An 18,300-nucleotide genomic window follows, 5' to 3' on the forward strand; every position below is an offset into this window, starting at 1 on the left:
AATGCCGGCGATTTTCAAAATCAGACCAAGAATGCGAACGCTGCTGTCACCAGCGGTAACCAAGATTGAAATGGCGGGAATTGTTTCCTGGCTTTGTGTGTTGCTGATTGAGCCTGCGACAACGTTAAATCTGCCAAATCTGTTGGTTACAGCATCGTTGTTGGTTATCTGGTACGTTCATCGCGTAGTTGCTGATTTCCGCATATGGAGAATGCTCGGCGGCGTCTATATATTGATTTTGTCACTCGGCTTTGCGCATGTGATTGACACCAATGTGCAGCTGCGCGTCTTTACGCTGCCCTTAGCTGTGATCATCGTGGTAAGCAGTGCGATCTTATTCGTCACGGTTCAGGACTATCTTCTGTCTACATTGCTGGTCTGGATACTGATGTGGCCCGCTTTGGACGTTGGCTTTTACCGGGAACTGGAAGTTTATCTGGTCATTTTTTGCGTTGCTTCCATGTCCATCGGTTTTACTCTCAGCTTTACCTATCTAAGAAATATGCGGTCAGTGTTGTTGGTCGAAAGTGAATTCAGGACACTGGCGGAGACAGACTTTCTCACCTCCTTACTTAACCGAAGGGCCTTTATGGGGATCTTCCAAAATGCATTGACAGAAGGTCACAGCGGCTACTTTATAATGTTGGATATTGACGGCTTTAAATTAAAAAACGATCAGTACGGTCACGACGTCGGTGACAAGATTTTGTGTGCCATGGCCGCGTGCCTGAAATCCACCCCTGGCAGCCACAGTGTCGGGCGGATTGGAGGTGAGGAATTCGGTGTCTTGTTGTTAGGCGAAGATGATGCGGTTGCTAATGAATACGCATTGCGCCTGCTGGCCAATATCCGTTGCAGTGTATTGCCTCCGCATCAGTTCACTTGCAGCGCGGGCGTCGCGCAGTTTCGAGCGACATCGGACATGTCAGCAGTGCTCAAATGCGCCGACAGCAATATGTATAAAGCGAAGCATGATGGTAAGGATCGGGTGTTTCAGAATGGAAGGCAGGTCAAACCGCTACTTCCTGTAACTACGTAATTAAGATTTGACTGGAGGACGTCTGTGAAAATCGTTTTCGAAGAAATCGAATCTCCCCCTTGTTGCTTGCTTACGCTGGGCACCTTCACTTTAATGTTCCAGAACCGTTCAGAAGCTGAAAGCTTTCTCAAGCTCCTGACGGGGGCGGAGACATCGTTTAGCCCCCATCGCTGAGCGTCTGCTTTTGGCCGGTAGCAGTCGCCTGCCGACGTCCGCTTTTGGCCGTGTCCTGCCTATTACGGCTGACCAGGTTGGTTGCAAATCTCACTTCAGATGAAAATCGCTTTCCATCAAGCACAGTCTCTCGATTGCAGCTTGAAGTCTAGGGCGATTTGAGCCTACCCAGAACGCCAAATAACCGGCCAAATTCGTTTCCGCAAATAAGTGTCCACCCCTTGATTTCAGAGGCCTCCAGAGCATTAATGAATACCGCCTAGCGGAAACGAATACAAGGTAAGGCATTGAAATATAAAGATTAATCTTCGGACTTGAAAACCGTCGACTGTAACAGGTCCATGAGTTCGAATCCCATCGCCTCCGCCATCTTATGTACGACAAAGCCCTGATTATTCAGGGCTTTGTCGTTTCTGGGGTTTGAGAAAATCTACGCCCCCACTGACGTGTTCCATTACTTTTGTGGACGCGTTCCATAACGAGCTGTGTTTCAGCGACTTTCCCCGGGCGTTCTGCCGCCTGAAAAACCAATCCCCCCCCCTGCTACGCTGGTTTCGTGCTTTCGAAGAAGCGATTTCCCACCCGTTGCAGCCCGAGGTTTTCCCGCAGGCTGCGGCCTTCGTAATGGGTGCGGTATAGCCCGCGCCGTTGCAATTCAGGCACCACCAGATCTACAAAATCATCGATGGCACCCGGGAGATGAGTGAACAGCACATTGAAGCCATCCGCTGCATATTCTTCATACCAGGTGGCCAGTTCGTCGACGATCTGCGCCGGTGTGCCGACCTGAACCTTATGCCCACTGGCTGACAGGCTGCGCAGCAGTTGCGCGACCGTCGGTCGCTCGCGACGGATCAGATCGAGCACCAGTTGCTGTCGGCTCTGGTGCCGTTGCGTCGGCGCGAGATGTTCCGGCAACGGCACCACGGCGTGCAATGGCAAGTCCGACAGATCAATGCCCAGGTCAAGCAGCCAGGACAAGCTCTTGAGCATCACTTCGGGGTCGAGTAGTTCTTGCAACTGCTGGTACTTTTCTTCGGCCTCGTTGAGGGTTCGGCCGACAGTTGGCGCAATGCCCGGAAAGATCTTCAACTGCCCGACGTGTCGCCCATAGTGCGGCAAACGCTCCTTGAGTCCGGCGTAAAAAGCTTTGCCCTCCTCCAGGGTTTGCTGAGCGGTGAACACCAGTTCAGCGCTGCGCGCCGCCAGCTCTCGACCCGGGCCAGACGAGCCGGCCTGAGCGATCAGCGGCCAACCTTGCAGGGGGCGCGGCGCGTTCAATGGACCGCGAACCTGGAAGTGTTGGCCGTGATGCTCAAGCACGTGCATTTTCTCGGTATCGAGCCAGGTGCCTGTGACCTTGTCGCGCACAAACGCATCATCGGCCCAGCTGTCCCAGAGCCCTGTTACCACGTCGAAAAACTCTTCGGCCCGGGCATAACGATCAGCGTGCGCCAAGGGCTGGGCATGATTGAAATTTTCGCCGCCAATCAAACCGGTTACCAGGTTCCACCCGGCACGACCACCGCTCAGGTGATCGAGTGAAGCGAACTTGCGCGCGACGTTATAGGGCTCGTTGTACGACGTATTGACGGTGGCGATCAGGCCGATGTGTTCGGTCAACACCGCTAGCGCCGGCAGTAGCGTCAACGGGTCCCAGCGCAGGCTGTAAGACGTGCGGCTGAGCACCCGTGGATCGAGGTTGCCCACGGCAACATTGTCATTGAGAAACAAGGCATCGAAGCAGCCTCGTTCCAGCGTTTGCGCGTAGTGCCGATAGCGCTGAAAATTCAGCGAAGCATCGGCATCCGCCTGTGGGTGACGCCAACTGCCACCGTGCGCCCCGGAGCCGGACAGAAAGGCCCCAAGGCGTATTTGCCCCGTACGTTCAGCCATGACCCGGCCCTTCTCCGGCGAGTGCCTGCGCCGTTTTTGCCCTGCGCAGCAACCACGCCACCGAGGCCCAGACACTGAGGCTGGCCACCGCCAGAAACACCATGACCGCACGATAGCCATTGAGGAACGCGCCCGGCACATCATCCAGCGGCAGTGCGGAAAAATGATGATAAATCCCGACGCCAACCGCCAACCCGAGACCGCCACCTACGTTGTGCAACGTCATCAGCGACCCCATCGCTACCGAACCGACCTGCTGCGGCACCGAAGAAATCCCCAACACCGTCGACGGCCCGAGAATGCTCGCCCAGCCCAGGCCCATGACCACGAACGCGGCCAGGACATAGGCCAGGGACGTCTGGCGATCAAAGCCAGCCTGCAACAACGCCGACACCACAAACAGCAGTAACCCGGTCTTGATCAGCAACGCCGGCCCCTTGCGATCCACCAACCGCCCCACAAGCGGTGACAATACCGCGACCCCAAGTGTGGTCGGCAACAGCAACAGACCGCTGGCCTGAACGTTTTCGCCGCGAATCAATGCCAGGTAAAGCGGCATGACAAAAAACGCCACGCAGTAAAACAGCGCCAGGCCGAAACTGGCGGTCACCGCGGCCACGAAGCGCCGGTTGGCGAATAACCGCAAGTCGATGATCGGTGCCGCGACACGTTTTTCGACCTCAATGAACGCCCAGAGCGCCAGCACCGCCAGACTGATCAAGCCCAGCGTAACCGGCGAACGCCAACCCCACGCTGCGCCTTGCACGATCACCAGCACCAGGCTTGGCAACCCGACCAACAACAAAATCGCCCCCAGCCAATCAAGCCGGGTGCCTGTCTGCTCAGCACGGGACTCATCGACGCTGACGCTACAAATCGCCAGGCTGAGCAGCACCAACGGCACGTTAATCAGGAAAATCCATTGCCAGCCGAACGCACTGGTAATCACGCCGCCCAATACTGGCCCGATGGCCAGTCCGATGCCATTGACGCCGAACAGCACACCGAATGCCTTGCCTTGTTCGGCGCTGTCGAACGTGCTGGAAACAATGGCGCCGGACGCGGTGTAGAGCACCGCGCACGCCAGGCCTTGGACGATTCGCGCGGCGATCAACTGGTCGATGTCGCCGACCAGACCGGCCGCCAACGAAGCCAGGCCAAACAGGCTCAGACCGATGAACAGCACGCGTTTGCGCCCATGCACATCCGCCAGCCGCCCGACCAGCACCATAAAACTCGACAGCGCCAGAATGAAACCATTGATAACCCACTGCAAACGGTCGACGTCCGCCCCCAGATCCTGCTGCAACGCCGGCAGTGCGGTGTTGACGATGGTGAAATCGACGCAGCCCAGAAAACTGGCAATGCTCACGCCGAGCAATGCCCACCATTTGCGTTGCTGTTGCGCAAAAACGCTCATGGAAACTCCTTGTTCAATTGAATAAAAACAGCGGTACGGTGGTGCATAACGGCAGGAGCTCACGCTGCGCCGTTTTCTTCAAATCGCGATCGCGCCACTCGACCAGTTCGGGTGAATCGCCCCAGGCAGCGTGAAGGGAATCGGGATCCCGCGTTTCTTGAATTTCAACGGCAACCAGCGCACGCGGTCCGGGCTGTAAGGCTCGATCAGCAGGTCACGGCTGGTGGCCATCGCGGCGGTCATCTGCTGCGGATACAGCACGTAGTCGTAACCCTCGGCGGCCCATAGCGGCAGGATGATCGGGATTTCTTCGAGGATGTATTCGCGGCACTGGTTGGCGGCACGCGTGATGTCGGCGTGTTCGTCACGCAATCGCAAACGCTCGGTAAACACCGCGATGGTGCTTTCGATCGCTTCGCGCAACTCTTGACGCTCTTGGTAGATCACATTGAGTTGCTGGCGCAGTTCGGCGTATTGGTCGCTTGCCAGTTCCTGGTTCCAGCGGGTGATGTGATAGGGCACGCGCAAACCGTCGAGAATCTGCTGATTGCGTGCCAGCCAGGCGTCGCCGTCGCGGATGGATGCCGACAGCGCTTCGCCGGGGGATTTGCCGTGCTTGTTATGGCGCTGCAAGGTGTCGGCGACCACGACTTTGACGTGGCTGAAGCCCGACTGATTGATCAAGTGGATGGTCGAACGCAGCTTTTGGTCTTCGTGATACTCCTGGCCAACACTGACCGCCAACACCACCCGCTTACCTTCAAATTCGTGCTCTTCGCCACCCTTGTTGAAATAGGCCTTGAGGTTGATTTCCTGTGTGTTGCTCATGAGTTAGCTCCAGTAGGCCAAAGGCTGGTGTTCGCCGTAAAAACCGATAAAGACGCCGAGTGTCACGCGGGTGCTGCTCGCTGAAGGGCGCACCGCATGGATCAACCGCGGGTTGAGCAGGATCAGGTCGCCAGGCTCGGGCTTGATCACAAAGTCCGGTGGCGGTAGCAAATGCCGATCGATGCCGTAGGCGCGTTCGCCACGCAGGCGCTGGTATTCTTCCTCGTCCGGCTCGATACCCCAGATCTCGAGTTCGCCACCGTCCTCGGGGATTTCCAGATAGATGTTGGTCGACAACTGCGTGAGCAATTTCGGGTGGTGCCCTTGAGGGGCATTGCGTTCCAGATTGTCAGTGTGTGGTGTCAGGTCGACGCCGCTGCCCTGGAAGCGGGCGATGCCGACGAAGCATTTTTGCCCATCCACTTGCAACAGGTGCGCACCGTGGGGCCAGACTTCATCGAGCAGCAAACGCAGCTCGTCGATCGGTGAAGCCAGTGGCCGGAACAAGTTGCGAATCCGGCGGATGTTGGCGTGGGCCTGAGCGTGATAGTCGGCACGGCTCTGCTCATCCTGGATTTCGATGTAAGCCTTGCCGATCCGAACGAATTCCTGCTGCTCGGTAAAGGCGCTGCGCAATTCAGGGCGGAATAAATGATCGCGTGCGACCTGCAAGGTGTCCGGTGGACAAAAGCCTTTTAGTTGCACGCCATAAGAGCGTTTTTCCACGACATCAAGAATATGCCTTGCTTCAAGTTGGTCGGCAGTAATGACTGTAAACATTCAAGCTTCCTCATTCCCTGGAAGTAACGACGGGACAGACCGGGCAAATCTTTCAAATTGTTTCAAGGCAACCTTAGGTAATTGCCCCAGGCTTGTGAAATATCGTTTATCTCTAACTACCCAACTAAAAAACGTATCAAAAATCAGGCAAATAGAGCCCTGCACCGATCCTTGACGATTCGAGCTAAAGATTATTAAAAATACTGATAGTTAAACTAAGTAACGCACATTATTCGAATGCTCTAATTGATCACCCTCATTCAAACAGTCATCAATTTGTCACTTCGTTAAATTGCTCATCAAAGTAAGCCGGCGCATTAAATGAGTTCTGAATAATGCCTTCCTCTCGATAAAGATCGGCGGTGTGCTGCACATCTTCAACGACTGCTGGCGCAATCGGAATACGATGCGGTACGGCGAAGCGATTGGAGCGTTCGTGGATCTCCACCGGCAAACCGCTGTAGCCCGCCTGGATTTTCGAGAACGCCTCCTGATGGTGGTTAGCCCAGGCATAGGCGCGATCGAGCCGTTTGAGCAGGTCACGAATTTGCAGGGATTTGTCACGGATGGCGTTGTCGTTGGCGACCAACAACATGTGCCCGGCAAACAGCCCTTCGCCACTGACCAGCACCCGCGTGCCGCCTTCCATTTGCACCATGCTGGTGTAAGGATCCCAGGTCGACCAGGCGTCTGCCTGACCGTTGGCCAGCAAGCTGCGGGACTCGCCGGGTTGCAAAAAAATGAACTGCGCATCACGGCCGTGCAGCCCCGCCGAACGCAGCGCCGCCAGTGCCATGAAATGCCCGATGGAGCCACGGGTGGTGGTAATGCGCTGGCCCTTCAGGCTCGCGGCGTCCGTCAGCGGCGAGTGCTGATTGACCACAATCGCCACCGCGGTTTGCGTCACGTTGACCTTGATCACCCCGACCGTTTTGATCGGCGCTCCGGCCGCCGCCGCAAACACGAACGGCGCGTCCCCAAGGCTGCCGAAATCCACTGCGCCAGCCGCCAATGCTTCGGCGGTGGGCGCGGCAGCGGCGAACGAGGCGAACTCGATCGGGTAAGGCAGATTCTCCAGTTCACCGGCCGCTTGCAGCAAGATTTTCAGCGACTGCTTTTGGCTGGAAACACGCAAAGTGTCATCGGCCACGACCGGGGTGCTCAAGCCCGAAATCATGAGCACCAGCATCGACAGCCCGCCGAGTTTTGCAACCGCGTTACGGGCCTTATCTCCAGCAAGCCGGCACCCACGGATTTGGGTGGCGCCGCCAATATCGTCGGTGAAACGTTCGTTGCCAGCGGATGTGTGTTGGGTCATCGGTCAGAACGCCAGGCTGACGCGGCTGTAGTAATACCCGCCGCCCAGACCGTACGGCGAGAACATCCCGTATTCGTAGGTGCCGGCCCAAGCCTTGAGGCCGATCTTGTCCGGGTATTCATCAAACAGGTTGTTGGCGCCCAACGCCACGGTGAGGTTTTTGGTGACGTCGTAGGCCACGTCGATATCGGTGATCCACTTGGCGCTGTAAGTACGATCGTTGGCCGGGATGTTCGAGCCTTCGGTGTACTCGCCGAACCGCGTCAGTTGCAGGTTGGTGGTCCAGTCGCCGACCTTGTAGTTGGTCGACAGAATCCACTTGTCTTTGGGCGTCGACTTGGTCAGGTCGATCTGTTGCTGCCGGTCGAACAACAGGTAGCTGGAACCTAACCGCGCCAGGGCTGCCGGGGTGTCGGCCAGGTCACGGATCGTGGTTTTGTTGTGGTTGTAGGCGATGCTCCATTTCGCCGTGCCGTACTCACCAAACGATTGGCTGTAATCGGCCACCAGGTCCACACCTTTGGTGCGGGTGTCGGCGGCGTTGGTGTAATACTGGCCGGCGAGGTTCGGCGCCAGTCCGTTTTCGACGAGGATCTGCGAGACGGCGGCACCTTGCAGCAAACCGGTCTGCAGGATGCGTTTGTCGATGTCGATCAGGTAAAAGTCAGCGGTAAAACGCAGGCGCTCGGCAGGTTCCGCCGTAAAGCCCAGGCTGTAGTTGCGCGAGGTTTCCGGTTCCAGGTCTTTGGCGCCCAGGGCGATCGCTTCGGCTGAATCCGGACGCATTTGCTTGGTGCGCACTGAACTGGTGGTGCCGTTGGCGCCGAACTGGGTCACGGTGCTGGTGGTGGAGAAGACACTTTGCGCCAGCGACGGTGCGCGGAAGCCATTGCTGACCGCGGCCCGCACTGCGTAACCCGGCAGAAACTCGTAACGCGTGGTCAGCTTGCCGCTGGTGGTGTCGCCCACGCCAAGGTTGTACTTTTCATAGCGCCCGGCCGCACCGACGTACCAGTTGGGCGTGATGTTCAGACCGAAGTCCAGATAGGCCGCTTCGCTGTGACGCTGCAAGTCATAGGCGTCATCCGGTGTTGTGCCGTTCACCGAAAACAGGCCCGGGTCCGGACGCACGCCGGCGAATCGCCCGACTGCCGGCACATAACTGCCATAGTTGTAGGCGTTCGGTTCGCCCTCCTCCAGCGCGTACTTCTCCCATCGATATTCGACGCCGAACGAGGTCTCCAGCGGGCTGCTCCAGCCGATATCCAGCGCTTGGGTGAAGTCGAGATTGTTAGTCCACTGATCGAAAATCAGATTGCCCAGGTGGAAGTCGTGCTGGCCGTAAGGGCCGTTGGAAATGTTCAGGTTGTTGTCGGTGTCGAGCACCGCGCGATCCTTGCCGTAGGTACTCGACAGATCCCAATCCCAGTTGCCCAGCGCGCCCTTGGCACCACCGGCCACCTGAAAGTCCACCTCGTGGATTTCCCGTCGCGCCTGCCCGCCATTGGGGTACGGCGCATCCGGCACACCGTTGAGGCTGGTAATGTCAGTGGGTTTGCGGTGGCCCAGGTCCTTGTTGCTGGTGCGGTAGCTCAAGGTCGAAAACGAATACAGCTTCAGATCGTCCTGCAACGGCAACTCGGCGTTATAGGCGACGCTGGTGGTGCGATCGCGGCCGAGCCCGTACTCGGTGCCCCAGCCTTGGCGATTGCTTTCACGCGAGTCGGGTGTGCCGTTGGGCTGATTGAAATACAACTGGCCGGTGGCAGCGCTGGAGCGCTCGTAAGGCTCTTGCAGTTTGCCGTCCCACGACAGGTTGAAAAAGCCGCCGTTTTCGCCCAGTGCCGAGCCCCAGTTGAACGCCTCATGGCCGGTGGTGCCATCGCCGTCGTAGTACTGGCCGACGCTGGTGTCGGACGTCAGGCCTTCGGCATTGCGCTTGAGGATGATGTTGATCACCCCGGCAATGGCATCGGAGCCGTACTGCGCCGCCGCGCCGTCACGCAGCACTTCAATGCGCTCGATGGACGCCGTGGGAATCAGGTCCAGGTCGACCGGCACCGAGGCGTTGCCGACGCGGGCGCCGTTGTTGATCAGCGCCGAGTTGTGACGACGCTTGCCGTTGATCAACACCAGCACCTGATCGCCGCCAAGGCCACGCATGCTCACCCCGCGCACCAGGAACGCAGTACCGCCGCCGTTGATGGTCGGTACGTTGAACGATGGCAGCAGGCGCCCGAGCATTTCTTTCAGACCATTCTGACCGATGGTGCGCAGTTGTTCGCTGTCGATCACATCGATCGGCGCCGGGCTGTCGGTGACGGTACGCTGCTGACTGCCGCGGACCCCGGTGACCACCACGGTGCCCAGGGTTTCATCGGCGGCGAACAGTACGGAGGGCACCGCCATGCCGAGCAGGCCGAAGCTCAGGGGCGCAGCACCGAACAGGGTTTTATGCAAAATTGAACGCATGACTAAGATCCTTTTCTGACGGCGCTCATTGCGACCTAGCGGCAACGGTTTCGACTTCGATCAAGGCACCGGGCAACACCAGTCCGGCCACTTGCACGGTGGTTCGCGCGGGTTTCAGCGGTTGTTGTTCGGTACCGAAAAACTCGCGGAAGGCCACTTGCAGCCCGTCGAAATCCAGCTTGCCGCCCAACGCCGGATCGCCCACCAGATAGATCCGCAGTTGCACCACGTCGGCCAGTTTCAACCCCTGGCTCGCCAGAATGCTCTCGACCTTGCGCAGCACCACGCGGGTCTGCGCTTCGGTATTGCCGACGGCACGCACCTGATCTTTCGGGGCTTTGGGATCGACCGGATCGGGGAGCAGGCCCGAGAGATACGTGACCTCGGTATTCGCGGCGAGCGTCACCGATTGCAGGATCGGTGAGTTGGGGTACGTGGACGGCACCCGCGAAATCGAAGCGGCCAGGGTGTTGCTGGCCGCAAAGAGGATCCCCATCCCCAACAAAGTTTTTTTCAAAGACATGCAAAGACACTCCAAGGTTGTTTAATGCCAGCCTCGGAGGTCCGCTACCTGGCAAATCGTGTGTGGCTGTTTGAATGAAAGCGCGGCTTTTTCAGGCCGTTTGCTTGATAGGCGAGCCTTGCGCCCGCTCGAAAAGATTGCGCACTACCCGCCGCGCCGCACCGGCCGCCGCTTCCTGCCAGATCCCCACGCCGCTGTGCGCCAGGCCGTCACTGGTCAGGTACACCCGACCCTGCGGTTGGTTGAGCAAGCTGTAATCGGGATCGGCCACTTCGTGATTGATCCACGGACCAAGGTTGTACGGAATTTTCGCCCAGGCAATGGCCAAGGGTTTGCGCAGTTCATGGCTGTGGCCGGGGTGCAGCAATTCAACGGCCTGACGGGAAATCGCTATCTGCTGATCAAGGCTTTTCTCGCCGAACTTGCGCGCCGTTTCGCCATTGTTATAAGCCGCCACCAACACCCCTTGCGCCTGGTTGAAACCACCGCTGGGGTACCACAGGCCCGAAGCTTCCTGATTGATAAATGACAGCCCGCCGTAAATCTGATAATCGCTTTCCCAGAAGCGTCGCGACTGCCAGGCGACTTTGTTCGCGTAGCCGAATTGCACGGCGGCGATGGCTTGGCGCACCGGTGCCGCGAGGTTGCTGTCGATCTTCGCCAGCAGTGGCAGCGGCAACGCGCTGATCACGTAATCAGCACGAATTTTTTGTTCGTGGCCACTGCGTCGGTCCAGATAAGCGACCTCGACGAAGTCCGGTTGATTAGTGATCGAGCGCACTTCGGCGTTCAGGCGTAGCGCTGCTTTCAGGTGCCGCGCGAAGGCCTTGGGAATGCGGTCCATACCGCCCACCGGCTGAAACATGGTCGGCGAAAATTCCGGGTATTCATCAATCATCAACGCGGTGGTCAACGCCGGGTTGAGCAACGTCTGCAACGGCAGCGGATCTTTTTTCTGTGCGAGTTGATCACCGGCGCCCGGCCATACCTTGTACCCGGAGCGAGCAGAACCGACGTACTCGAGTTTGTCCGAGAGATCGCCCCAGGTCTTGAGGAAACTCAGCAGGTTGCTGCGGTCTTCGAGGCTGAGTTCCTGATCCAGCGCGTGGCGATTGACCGCTTTTGCCAGCAGCTCGGAGAAGTGTCCACGGCTGTCGTTCACGGCTTGGCGAATCTGGATCGCCGGTTGATTCAGGTCGGGTCGCACCAGTGCGTTGCGGCTGGTGTTGACCAGCACTTCCAGCTCCACCCCGAGCTCGCGGCAATAGCCGAGCATCAACTGATGATGGCTAGGCAGGCGACCGGGGCCGGCGTTGAGGTAGAAGCCGTTGTCGAAGTCCGCGACCTGCACGCTGCCGTCGGTGTACTCGACACGATCACCCCCGCGTACCGTCCAGTTGCGTCCGCCAACACGATCACGGGCCTCCAGCAGCGTGACGTTGAAACCGGCCTTTTTCAGCTCATAGGCGCTGACCAGGCCGCCGATGCCGGCACCAATCACCACCACGCTGGCACCTTGACCAACACGGGCGGTGGGCAACGCGGCGTAGTTCTCCGCAGCGGCCTGCGCCGTGTCGGTCACACCGAGCATGCCCATCACCGCGGAGGCCGCCTGAAGACCGCCGACGGCGGCGACACGGGCGATCAATTGTCTTCTGGTCAATGGCATTCAAGCGCTCCCTGCCTGGCGGATAGATAGTGCATTCGGTTATAGCCCGGCAACTTGTACAGTCACTTGGGTCTATGCGAAGCCATCCTAGGGGGCACTCTTTAATAAGAGAAATACATTTTAAGCATATGCAAATATTAATTTGTGTCATATTCGGCGCAGGTGATTCTGCGGCGATTGCATAGTCACATCGTCAGTCGATTCAACCCGATCAATGTCTGCGCTGCGCCTCGCTCAGCACCCGCAGCAAATTCCCGCCCCAGATCTTTGCCACATCCCTTTCGTTGTAACCCGCCGCCAGCAAGCGCTCGGTAATTCGCGGCAACTGCGACACATCGCTCAAGCCTTGCACCCCGCCGCCGCCGTCCCAGTCAGCACCGATCCCGACATGGTCGGCGCCGACGACTTGCAGAATGTGCAGCAGGTGCTTGATGAAATCATCAAGGTTTGCTTGCGGTTGCGGGTAGCGGTTTTCGACCTCGTGGATACGCGCTGCCAGGTCCGCCACCTCGGCCGGGCTCAGGCTCGCCGCCAGTCGAAACTCGCGATACAGCGGGCCCAGCGCCTTGTCGCGCTCGGGGTTGGGCTCGTGGTTGATCAAGTCACCGGGAAAGCTGTTGACCTGCACCACACCGCCCTTCGCCGCCAACCGGCGCAAGCGCTGGTCGTCGAGGTTGCGTGGGTGCGCCGTGATCGCCCGACTGCTGCTGTGCGAAGCAATGATCGGGGCACTGGATAGCTCCAGCACTTGGTCAAACACCTGGTCCGAGGCGTGCGAGACATCGAGCAAAATCCCCTGCCGGTTGGCCTCCACCACCAGGGCTCGACCGGCCGGGCTCAAGCCGTGCCATTGCGGCAACGCGGTGGCTGAATCGGCGAAATCGTTGTTGGCCGCATGCACCAGCCCAAGCATGCGCAAACCCAGTCGGTAATAGGTCTGCAATCGTTGCAGATCAGCCGCCAGCGGCTCGGCGTTTTCCATGCTGATAAACACCACCCGCTGCTGGCGCGCGACGATGGCCGGTACGTCTTCGGCGCGCAACGCCAAGGCAAAATCCTTGGGGTGCGCCGCTACCATGTCGCGAATGCGGGTGATCACCGCCAGGCCATGCTCGCTGGCCAGTGTCCGGCCTTCGGCGGTGAGTGGACCCTGCGGGGTGAATATCGCCCAGAAGCCACCGTCCAGCCCGCCCTCCTTCATGCGCGGCAAGTCCACTTGGGACAGGTCGGTGTCGAAGCTGTGCCGCTGGGTGATGTCCCAATCGGGACGCGCCAGTTGCATCGGAGTGTCGAGGTGGCTATCGAGGACGGTGAGACGCTGGTGAAGTTGCGTAACGGTTTCCCCGGCGTGGGTGAAAGCGCTGATCAGGCACAACAGCACTGCGCAACAGCGCGCAAAAGAAGTGAGCATGCATGCCCTCCCTGGCAAGTGTCGGATGTGCAAATGCGGGTTCAGCTCCAGTGAAAACTGCGGTCCCACAAACCGGACACGTCGAGCTGCTGCGGCAACACCCCGGCCTCGAAAAACAGATCGGCCACATCCTGCTGGGATTTCACCGCCGCATCGTCCACCGGTTGCAGCAGACGCGGGCCACTCTGGGCACGATACTGGGCCAGGAATACTTCCCGTGGCATGCCAAGGATCTTCGCACTCTTGGTTGCCCACTCTTCGGGATGCGCCGCAATCCATTGCCAGGCACGGTACTCGCGCAAGATGTAATCGGTAATCGCCTGATGTTTGAGCGGGTCGGCGATGCTGTTCTGATTGGCGGCGATCACGTAATTGCCGGACAGATAGCCCTGACCGGTTTTCAAGACACGGGCCCCGGTGCGTTGCTCGGCGAGCTGGATGAAGTAGCCAAAACTGACCCAGGCATCCAGCGCCCCGTTCTGAAACGCGGCAAAACCGTCCTGCGGTGTCAGCGCCATGGGCACGATGTCATTGAACGTCAGGCCCTGCTCCTTCAGCGCTTTAAGCAAAAAATAGTGTGAACTGGTCGAGCGGATGTAGCCGATGCGCTTGCCCTTGAGTTGCGCGATCGACTGCACGTCAGAGCCTTTGGGCACGATGAACGCCTGGTTGTTGACGTCACCGGTCAACACCGCAATGAGCTTCACTGGCGCGTGATTCTTGATCCCGAATATCGGCGGTATCTCACTCATTGGCGAGATGTCCAGGGTGCCGCTGACCAAGGCCTCGAAACTCAGATTGCCGCCCGTGAACTCGGCGTATTTGACGGTGTAAGGCGCAGGCTCGATTCCCGCTTCGGCGAAGAATGTCGGGGCCGCGCCTTTGTAGGTCGCCACGTTCAGCGTGACCCCACGCAAGTCGTTGGCGGCCAGGCCCAAGCGTGGCAGGCCGACGCTGAATGCGCCGAGGCTGGCCAGCGCCGAGAGTTCGAGAAAACGTCGACGGTGCATGGTGCAACTCCTTAAGTCAGAACATCCGGTTCTGCGCGCAAAATCCGTTCGCGAAACGGCTGGAAGCTGAACCAGCCACCAAATTCAGTACCGACCTGCCTGGCCGTGTGTCGCGCCACGTCATGCGGGATAAGCCGTGGCGCCCCCGCCGCTTCGGCGAGCAGTTGCGTGCGTGCCGCGTTGTCCATCGCGATGAAACGCCAGACGGCCGCTTCGACAGTCTGGCCAACGGTTAGCAGGCCATGATTTTGCAGGATCAACGCGTTGTGTTCGCCAAGGGTCTGGGCGATGCGCGCGCCCTCGCTGGTGTCCAGCACCACCCCGGAAAAATTGTCGAACAGTGCGTGCTTTTCATAAAAGGCACAGGCGTCCTGGGTCAGCGGGTCCAGCAAGCGTCCCAGACTCGACCAGGCTTTGCCGTACAGCGAATGCGCATGTGCCGCGGCGATCACCTGCGGGCGGGCTTCATGCAGCGCGGCATGGATGGCGAACGCGGCCAGGTTCAACGCGCCCTCGCCTTCGAGGATTTCGCCATCAGGGTTGACCAGCAACAAATCCGACACCCGCAAATGACCGAAATACACGCCCACCGGGTTGACCCAAAAGTGATCCGGCCGCCCTGGGTCGCGCACCGTGATGTGCCCGGCACAGCCCATATCAAACCCTTGCAGGGCAAACACCCGGAACGCGATGGCGAGGCTCTGTTTGCGTTGCAATCGTTCCTGCTCAACGCTCTCGTGCTGCGGCGGCTGCTCCCAGCGAAACACGGTGTGGCCGTCGCGCGGCAAGTCGTACACCCCCGGCCGGTGAACTGCGTTGGCTGTGCTCATGGCTGACTCCTTTCAATATCCACGGCTGATCTCCACCGGGTTTTCCAATGGCAGCCCGTTGCGCTGGCGTTCAATGTTGCGCCCCAGCAAGCGGGCAATGTTGAGGTACACCTGCGGCGAATTGGCCGAGGTGTGCGGTGATAAATGGATGCGTCGATGACTGTAAAACGGGTGCCCCGCCGGCAGCGGTTCCGGGTCGCTGACATCCAGACTCGCCAGGCCGACCTGCCCGGCATCGAGGGCGCGCAACAACGCGTGCTGATCGATCAGCGCCCCGCGCGCAAGGTTGATCAGATGCAGCCCCGGCCGGGCTGACGCCAGCACCGCTTCGCTGACGATGTGCCGTGTCGCAGGCGTGACCGGTGCCGCCAGCAGCACATGATCGGCACGGCCAAACAACTCATGAATGTCCGCCACCGCGCGCACGCCGGGCACTTCAAAAGGTTGCGCGGAGTGACGCAGCGCGAGGACGTGCATCCCCAGTGCCTGCGCTTTCGGCGCCAGGGCCTGGGCAATACTGCCGAAACCGAACAGCCCCAGCGTGCTGCCTGACACCGAAGCCAGCGGCCGCTGCTGCCAGTGCGCCGCGTCGTTGATCCAGACGTCCGGCAGTTGCTTGGCGGCTGTGAAAATTGCGGCCAGGGCAAACTCGGCCATCGTCTCTGCGGTAGTGCCTCGCGCACTCGCTACCGGCAAGCTGTCGAACAGCCAGCGAGGGAAATAATCGAGGCCGCTGGTCACCAGTTGAACCAGCTGCAAACCAAACGGCCAACCGGGCGGCGGCGCCGACGCGTCCCGAAATTCGGCATGCGGGGCGGCGAGCAACACCTGGACATCCGCCGGCAAATTCGCTGGCAAACCTCGTGGCAACTCAAGCACTTCAACATCGGGCAATTGCGCTCGCAGGCGTTGATTGAACGCCGCGTCCAACTGACTGGCGATGCGCGTCATGCCTGGGCGCCCCGGCTCGGCAGAGCGAATGCGGCGCGGCCGACGGCACCGAGGATCGCGTCGTTCTGCGGGGTGTGAATCCGGCTGCACAACACATCGCGGTAATGCCGCTCGATCGGATTGCCACGGGCCAGGCCGGGGTTGCCGATGGCTTCGATCCCCAACTCGACGGCGCTGATGGCGTTGCTGGTGACCAGGTATTTGACCTGCGTGGCTTCGCTCGGATCGACCCGTCCTTCTGCTGCAGCATCCAGCAGTACGCGGTTGGCAAACAGCAACGCGTCGATGCGCCCGATCAGTTCATGAAACCTCGGCAGGCTCGACAGCGGCGCTCCCAGATTGGCCGGCGTGCGCTCGGCAAGCCATCCCACTAACCAGTCGCGGGCGGCGCGGGCTACACCGTCGTAGATCGACGAAAGCAGCACTGCCAGCCACAACACGCCGGTGCTGTCCAGTTCCGAGGGGCGCGGGACGTTGGCCGGCAGAATGTCCACGGCGTATTCGGTGGCGACGAACACGTCTTCGAAAATCACATCGTGGCTGCCAGTAGCACGCATGCCCAAGTGATCCCAGGTTTCCTCGATGCGAATCCCCGGCGTATCCCGATGCACCAGCCAGGTGCCCACGTGCGGCTCACTGTCGTCGCTGCGCGCCCAAACCGCCAGCCAGGTCAGACCGGGAATGCCGGTGGAGTAAATCTTTCGGCCGCTGAGCAACCAGCCTCCGTCCACGCGTCGCGCAAGGGTACTGGGCAAGCCGCCACGGGCCGGTGTGCCGAGGTCCGGCTCGACCCGCAACGCATTGATCAATGCGCCCTCTTCCACTGCTTCGCGTGCCAGCCGTTCGCGCAGGTGCAGCGGCCATGCCTGATTGCCTTGCAGGCGCGTGTGTTGCAGGTATTGCATCACCAGCACCAACGCGGTGGACGGTTCGCCGCGAGCCACTGCGCTGACGACCCGGCGCGCCTGGGCCAGTGTCGCCTCGCTGCCACCCAGCCGACGCGGCACCGTCAACGCCAGCAAACCGTGCTCATGTAAACGCAGCAGATTGGCGTGGGGAAACTCGCTGTGTTTGTCGTAATAAGCCGCCGTCGCGGCAAATTCCTCGCTGAGCGCTTCCAGCCGTTCGGCGAATGCCGGGGCGTCGAGATCGGGTTGCCGAGCCTGATGCTCGGCGCGTGGTTGCACGGTGGATAAGCTCATCGGTGGCTGGTCCTGCTCAAGGGTTGGCAATCGTCAGCGGCACTGGCAGCGTCGGGATCGCTGTCGACCCCGAGCAATTCCAGCAGGCGCGAACGCAAATCATGGAACGCCGGCGTCGCGATCTGACGCGGGCGCGGCAAGCGAATCTGGATCTGTTCGGCGATGCGCCCGTGGGCCAACACCACCACCCGATCTGCCAGCAGCACGGCTTCGTCAACGTCGTGCGTGACCAGCAATACCGCCGGGGTGTGCACTCGCCACAACGCAATAATCAGTTGGTGCATGCGGATGCGCGTCAAGGCATCGAGAGCGGCGAACGGTTCGTCCAGCAGCAACAGTTTCGGCTCACGGACCAGTGCCCGGGCCAGCGCGACGCGCTGCGCTTCGCCTCCGGACAACGTGCCAGGCCAGGCATTGAGCCGATGCTCCAGGCCGACCTCGGTCATCGCCGCCAGCGCGCGCTCTTTCGCCCCTTCGCCACGCACCCCGAGGGAGACGTTGCGCCAGGCGCGTTTCCACGGCATCAAGCGCGGTTCTTGAAACACCGCTGCCAGCGCTTCGGGCACCTGCAACCGGCCCTCGTCGATCCGGTCGAGCCCCGCCAGCGCTCGCAACAAAGTGGTTTTACCCGAACCGCTGCTACCCAGCAGGGCCACAAATTCGCCGGGCGCAATCTCCAGGTCGAGGTGATCGAGCACCGCCTGGCCGGCAAACCGGCGCGTGACCTGTCGGCACTCGACGGCTGACAGTGGGGGTTTGGCAAACAGCACAGTCATG

At 59.9% G+C, this 18,300-nt stretch carries 15 protein-coding genes; 1 reads left to right on the forward strand and 14 read right to left on the reverse strand.

Going from position 1 to position 18,300, the window contains the following annotated elements; translation table 11 throughout:
- Position 1: 1 nt before the first annotated feature.
- Positions 2-1,039, forward strand: a complete 1,038-nt coding sequence (locus P3G59_RS16000; protein ID WP_277758014.1) for a GGDEF domain-containing protein — start codon at positions 2-4, stop codon at positions 1,037-1,039.
- 717 nt (positions 1,040-1,756) lie between these two features.
- On the opposite strand, the gene P3G59_RS16005 is transcribed toward P3G59_RS16000, so the two are convergent.
- The 14 genes from P3G59_RS16005 to P3G59_RS16070 all read right to left on the reverse strand — a co-directional run bounded on the left by P3G59_RS16005 (position 1,757) and on the right by P3G59_RS16070 (position 18,299).
- Positions 1,757-3,109 (reverse strand): LLM class flavin-dependent oxidoreductase, encoded by a 1,353-nt coding sequence (locus tag P3G59_RS16005; RefSeq protein ID WP_277758015.1) that lies wholly within the window; start codon positions 3,107-3,109, stop codon positions 1,757-1,759.
- The gene (locus P3G59_RS16010; protein WP_277758016.1) at positions 3,102-4,529 is read right to left on the reverse strand and encodes an MFS transporter; all 1,428 of its coding nucleotides are present in this window, start codon (positions 4,527-4,529) and stop codon (positions 3,102-3,104) included. The genes P3G59_RS16005 and P3G59_RS16010 overlap by 8 nt, the downstream gene beginning before the upstream one ends.
- A 78-nt stretch (positions 4,530-4,607) precedes the next feature.
- Positions 4,608-5,357, reverse strand: coding sequence for a tRNA-dependent cyclodipeptide synthase (locus P3G59_RS16015; protein ID WP_277758017.1), 750 nt, complete (start codon positions 5,355-5,357; stop codon positions 4,608-4,610).
- 3 nt (positions 5,358-5,360) lie between these two features.
- Positions 5,361-6,137 (reverse strand): 2OG-Fe(II) oxygenase, encoded by a 777-nt coding sequence (locus tag P3G59_RS16020; RefSeq protein WP_277758018.1) that lies wholly within the window; start codon positions 6,135-6,137, stop codon positions 5,361-5,363.
- Positions 6,138-6,408: 271 nt separating this feature from the next.
- Complete coding sequence (locus P3G59_RS16025; RefSeq protein WP_277758019.1) at positions 6,409-7,455, reverse strand: aliphatic sulfonate ABC transporter substrate-binding protein; 1,047 nt, start codon at positions 7,453-7,455, stop codon at positions 6,409-6,411.
- A gap of 3 nt (positions 7,456-7,458) precedes the next feature.
- A complete protein-coding gene (locus P3G59_RS16030) occupies positions 7,459-9,927 on the reverse strand; it encodes a TonB-dependent receptor (protein ID WP_277758020.1) in 2,469 nt (822 codons plus the stop codon).
- Between the two features lie 25 nt (positions 9,928-9,952).
- Positions 9,953-10,450 (reverse strand): RidA family protein, encoded by a 498-nt coding sequence (locus P3G59_RS16035; RefSeq protein ID WP_277758021.1) that lies wholly within the window; start codon positions 10,448-10,450, stop codon positions 9,953-9,955.
- A 91-nt stretch (positions 10,451-10,541) separates the two neighbouring features.
- The gene (locus P3G59_RS16040) at positions 10,542-12,119 is read right to left on the reverse strand and encodes an FAD-dependent oxidoreductase (RefSeq protein ID WP_277758022.1); all 1,578 of its coding nucleotides are present in this window, start codon (positions 12,117-12,119) and stop codon (positions 10,542-10,544) included.
- A gap of 211 nt (positions 12,120-12,330) precedes the next feature.
- Positions 12,331-13,530, reverse strand: coding sequence for a dipeptidase (locus tag P3G59_RS16045; RefSeq protein ID WP_277758023.1), 1,200 nt, complete (start codon positions 13,528-13,530; stop codon positions 12,331-12,333).
- A gap of 41 nt (positions 13,531-13,571) precedes the next feature.
- On the reverse strand, positions 13,572-14,540 hold the full coding sequence (locus P3G59_RS16050; protein ID WP_277758024.1) for an ABC transporter substrate-binding protein: 969 nt from the start codon (positions 14,538-14,540) through the stop codon (positions 13,572-13,574).
- 11 nt (positions 14,541-14,551) lie between these two features.
- Positions 14,552-15,370, reverse strand: coding sequence for a class II aldolase/adducin family protein (locus P3G59_RS16055; RefSeq protein ID WP_277758025.1), 819 nt, complete (start codon positions 15,368-15,370; stop codon positions 14,552-14,554).
- Between the two features lie 12 nt (positions 15,371-15,382).
- Positions 15,383-16,321: a D-isomer specific 2-hydroxyacid dehydrogenase family protein gene (locus P3G59_RS16060; RefSeq protein WP_277758026.1), complete on the reverse strand. Its 939-nt coding sequence runs from the start codon at positions 16,319-16,321 to the stop codon at positions 15,383-15,385.
- Positions 16,318-17,523 (reverse strand): acyl-CoA dehydrogenase family protein, encoded by a 1,206-nt coding sequence (locus tag P3G59_RS16065; protein ID WP_277758027.1) that lies wholly within the window; start codon positions 17,521-17,523, stop codon positions 16,318-16,320. The genes P3G59_RS16060 and P3G59_RS16065 overlap by 4 nt, the downstream gene beginning before the upstream one ends.
- Positions 17,520-18,299, reverse strand: coding sequence for an ABC transporter ATP-binding protein (locus tag P3G59_RS16070; protein ID WP_277758028.1), 780 nt, complete (start codon positions 18,297-18,299; stop codon positions 17,520-17,522). Before P3G59_RS16070 ends, P3G59_RS16065 begins: the two co-directional genes overlap by 4 nt.
- Between the last annotated feature and the right edge of the window lies 1 nt (position 18,300).

The sequence above is a fragment of the Pseudomonas sp. A34-9 genome (assembly GCF_029543085.1).
Lineage (GTDB): Bacteria > Pseudomonadota > Gammaproteobacteria > Pseudomonadales > Pseudomonadaceae > Aquipseudomonas.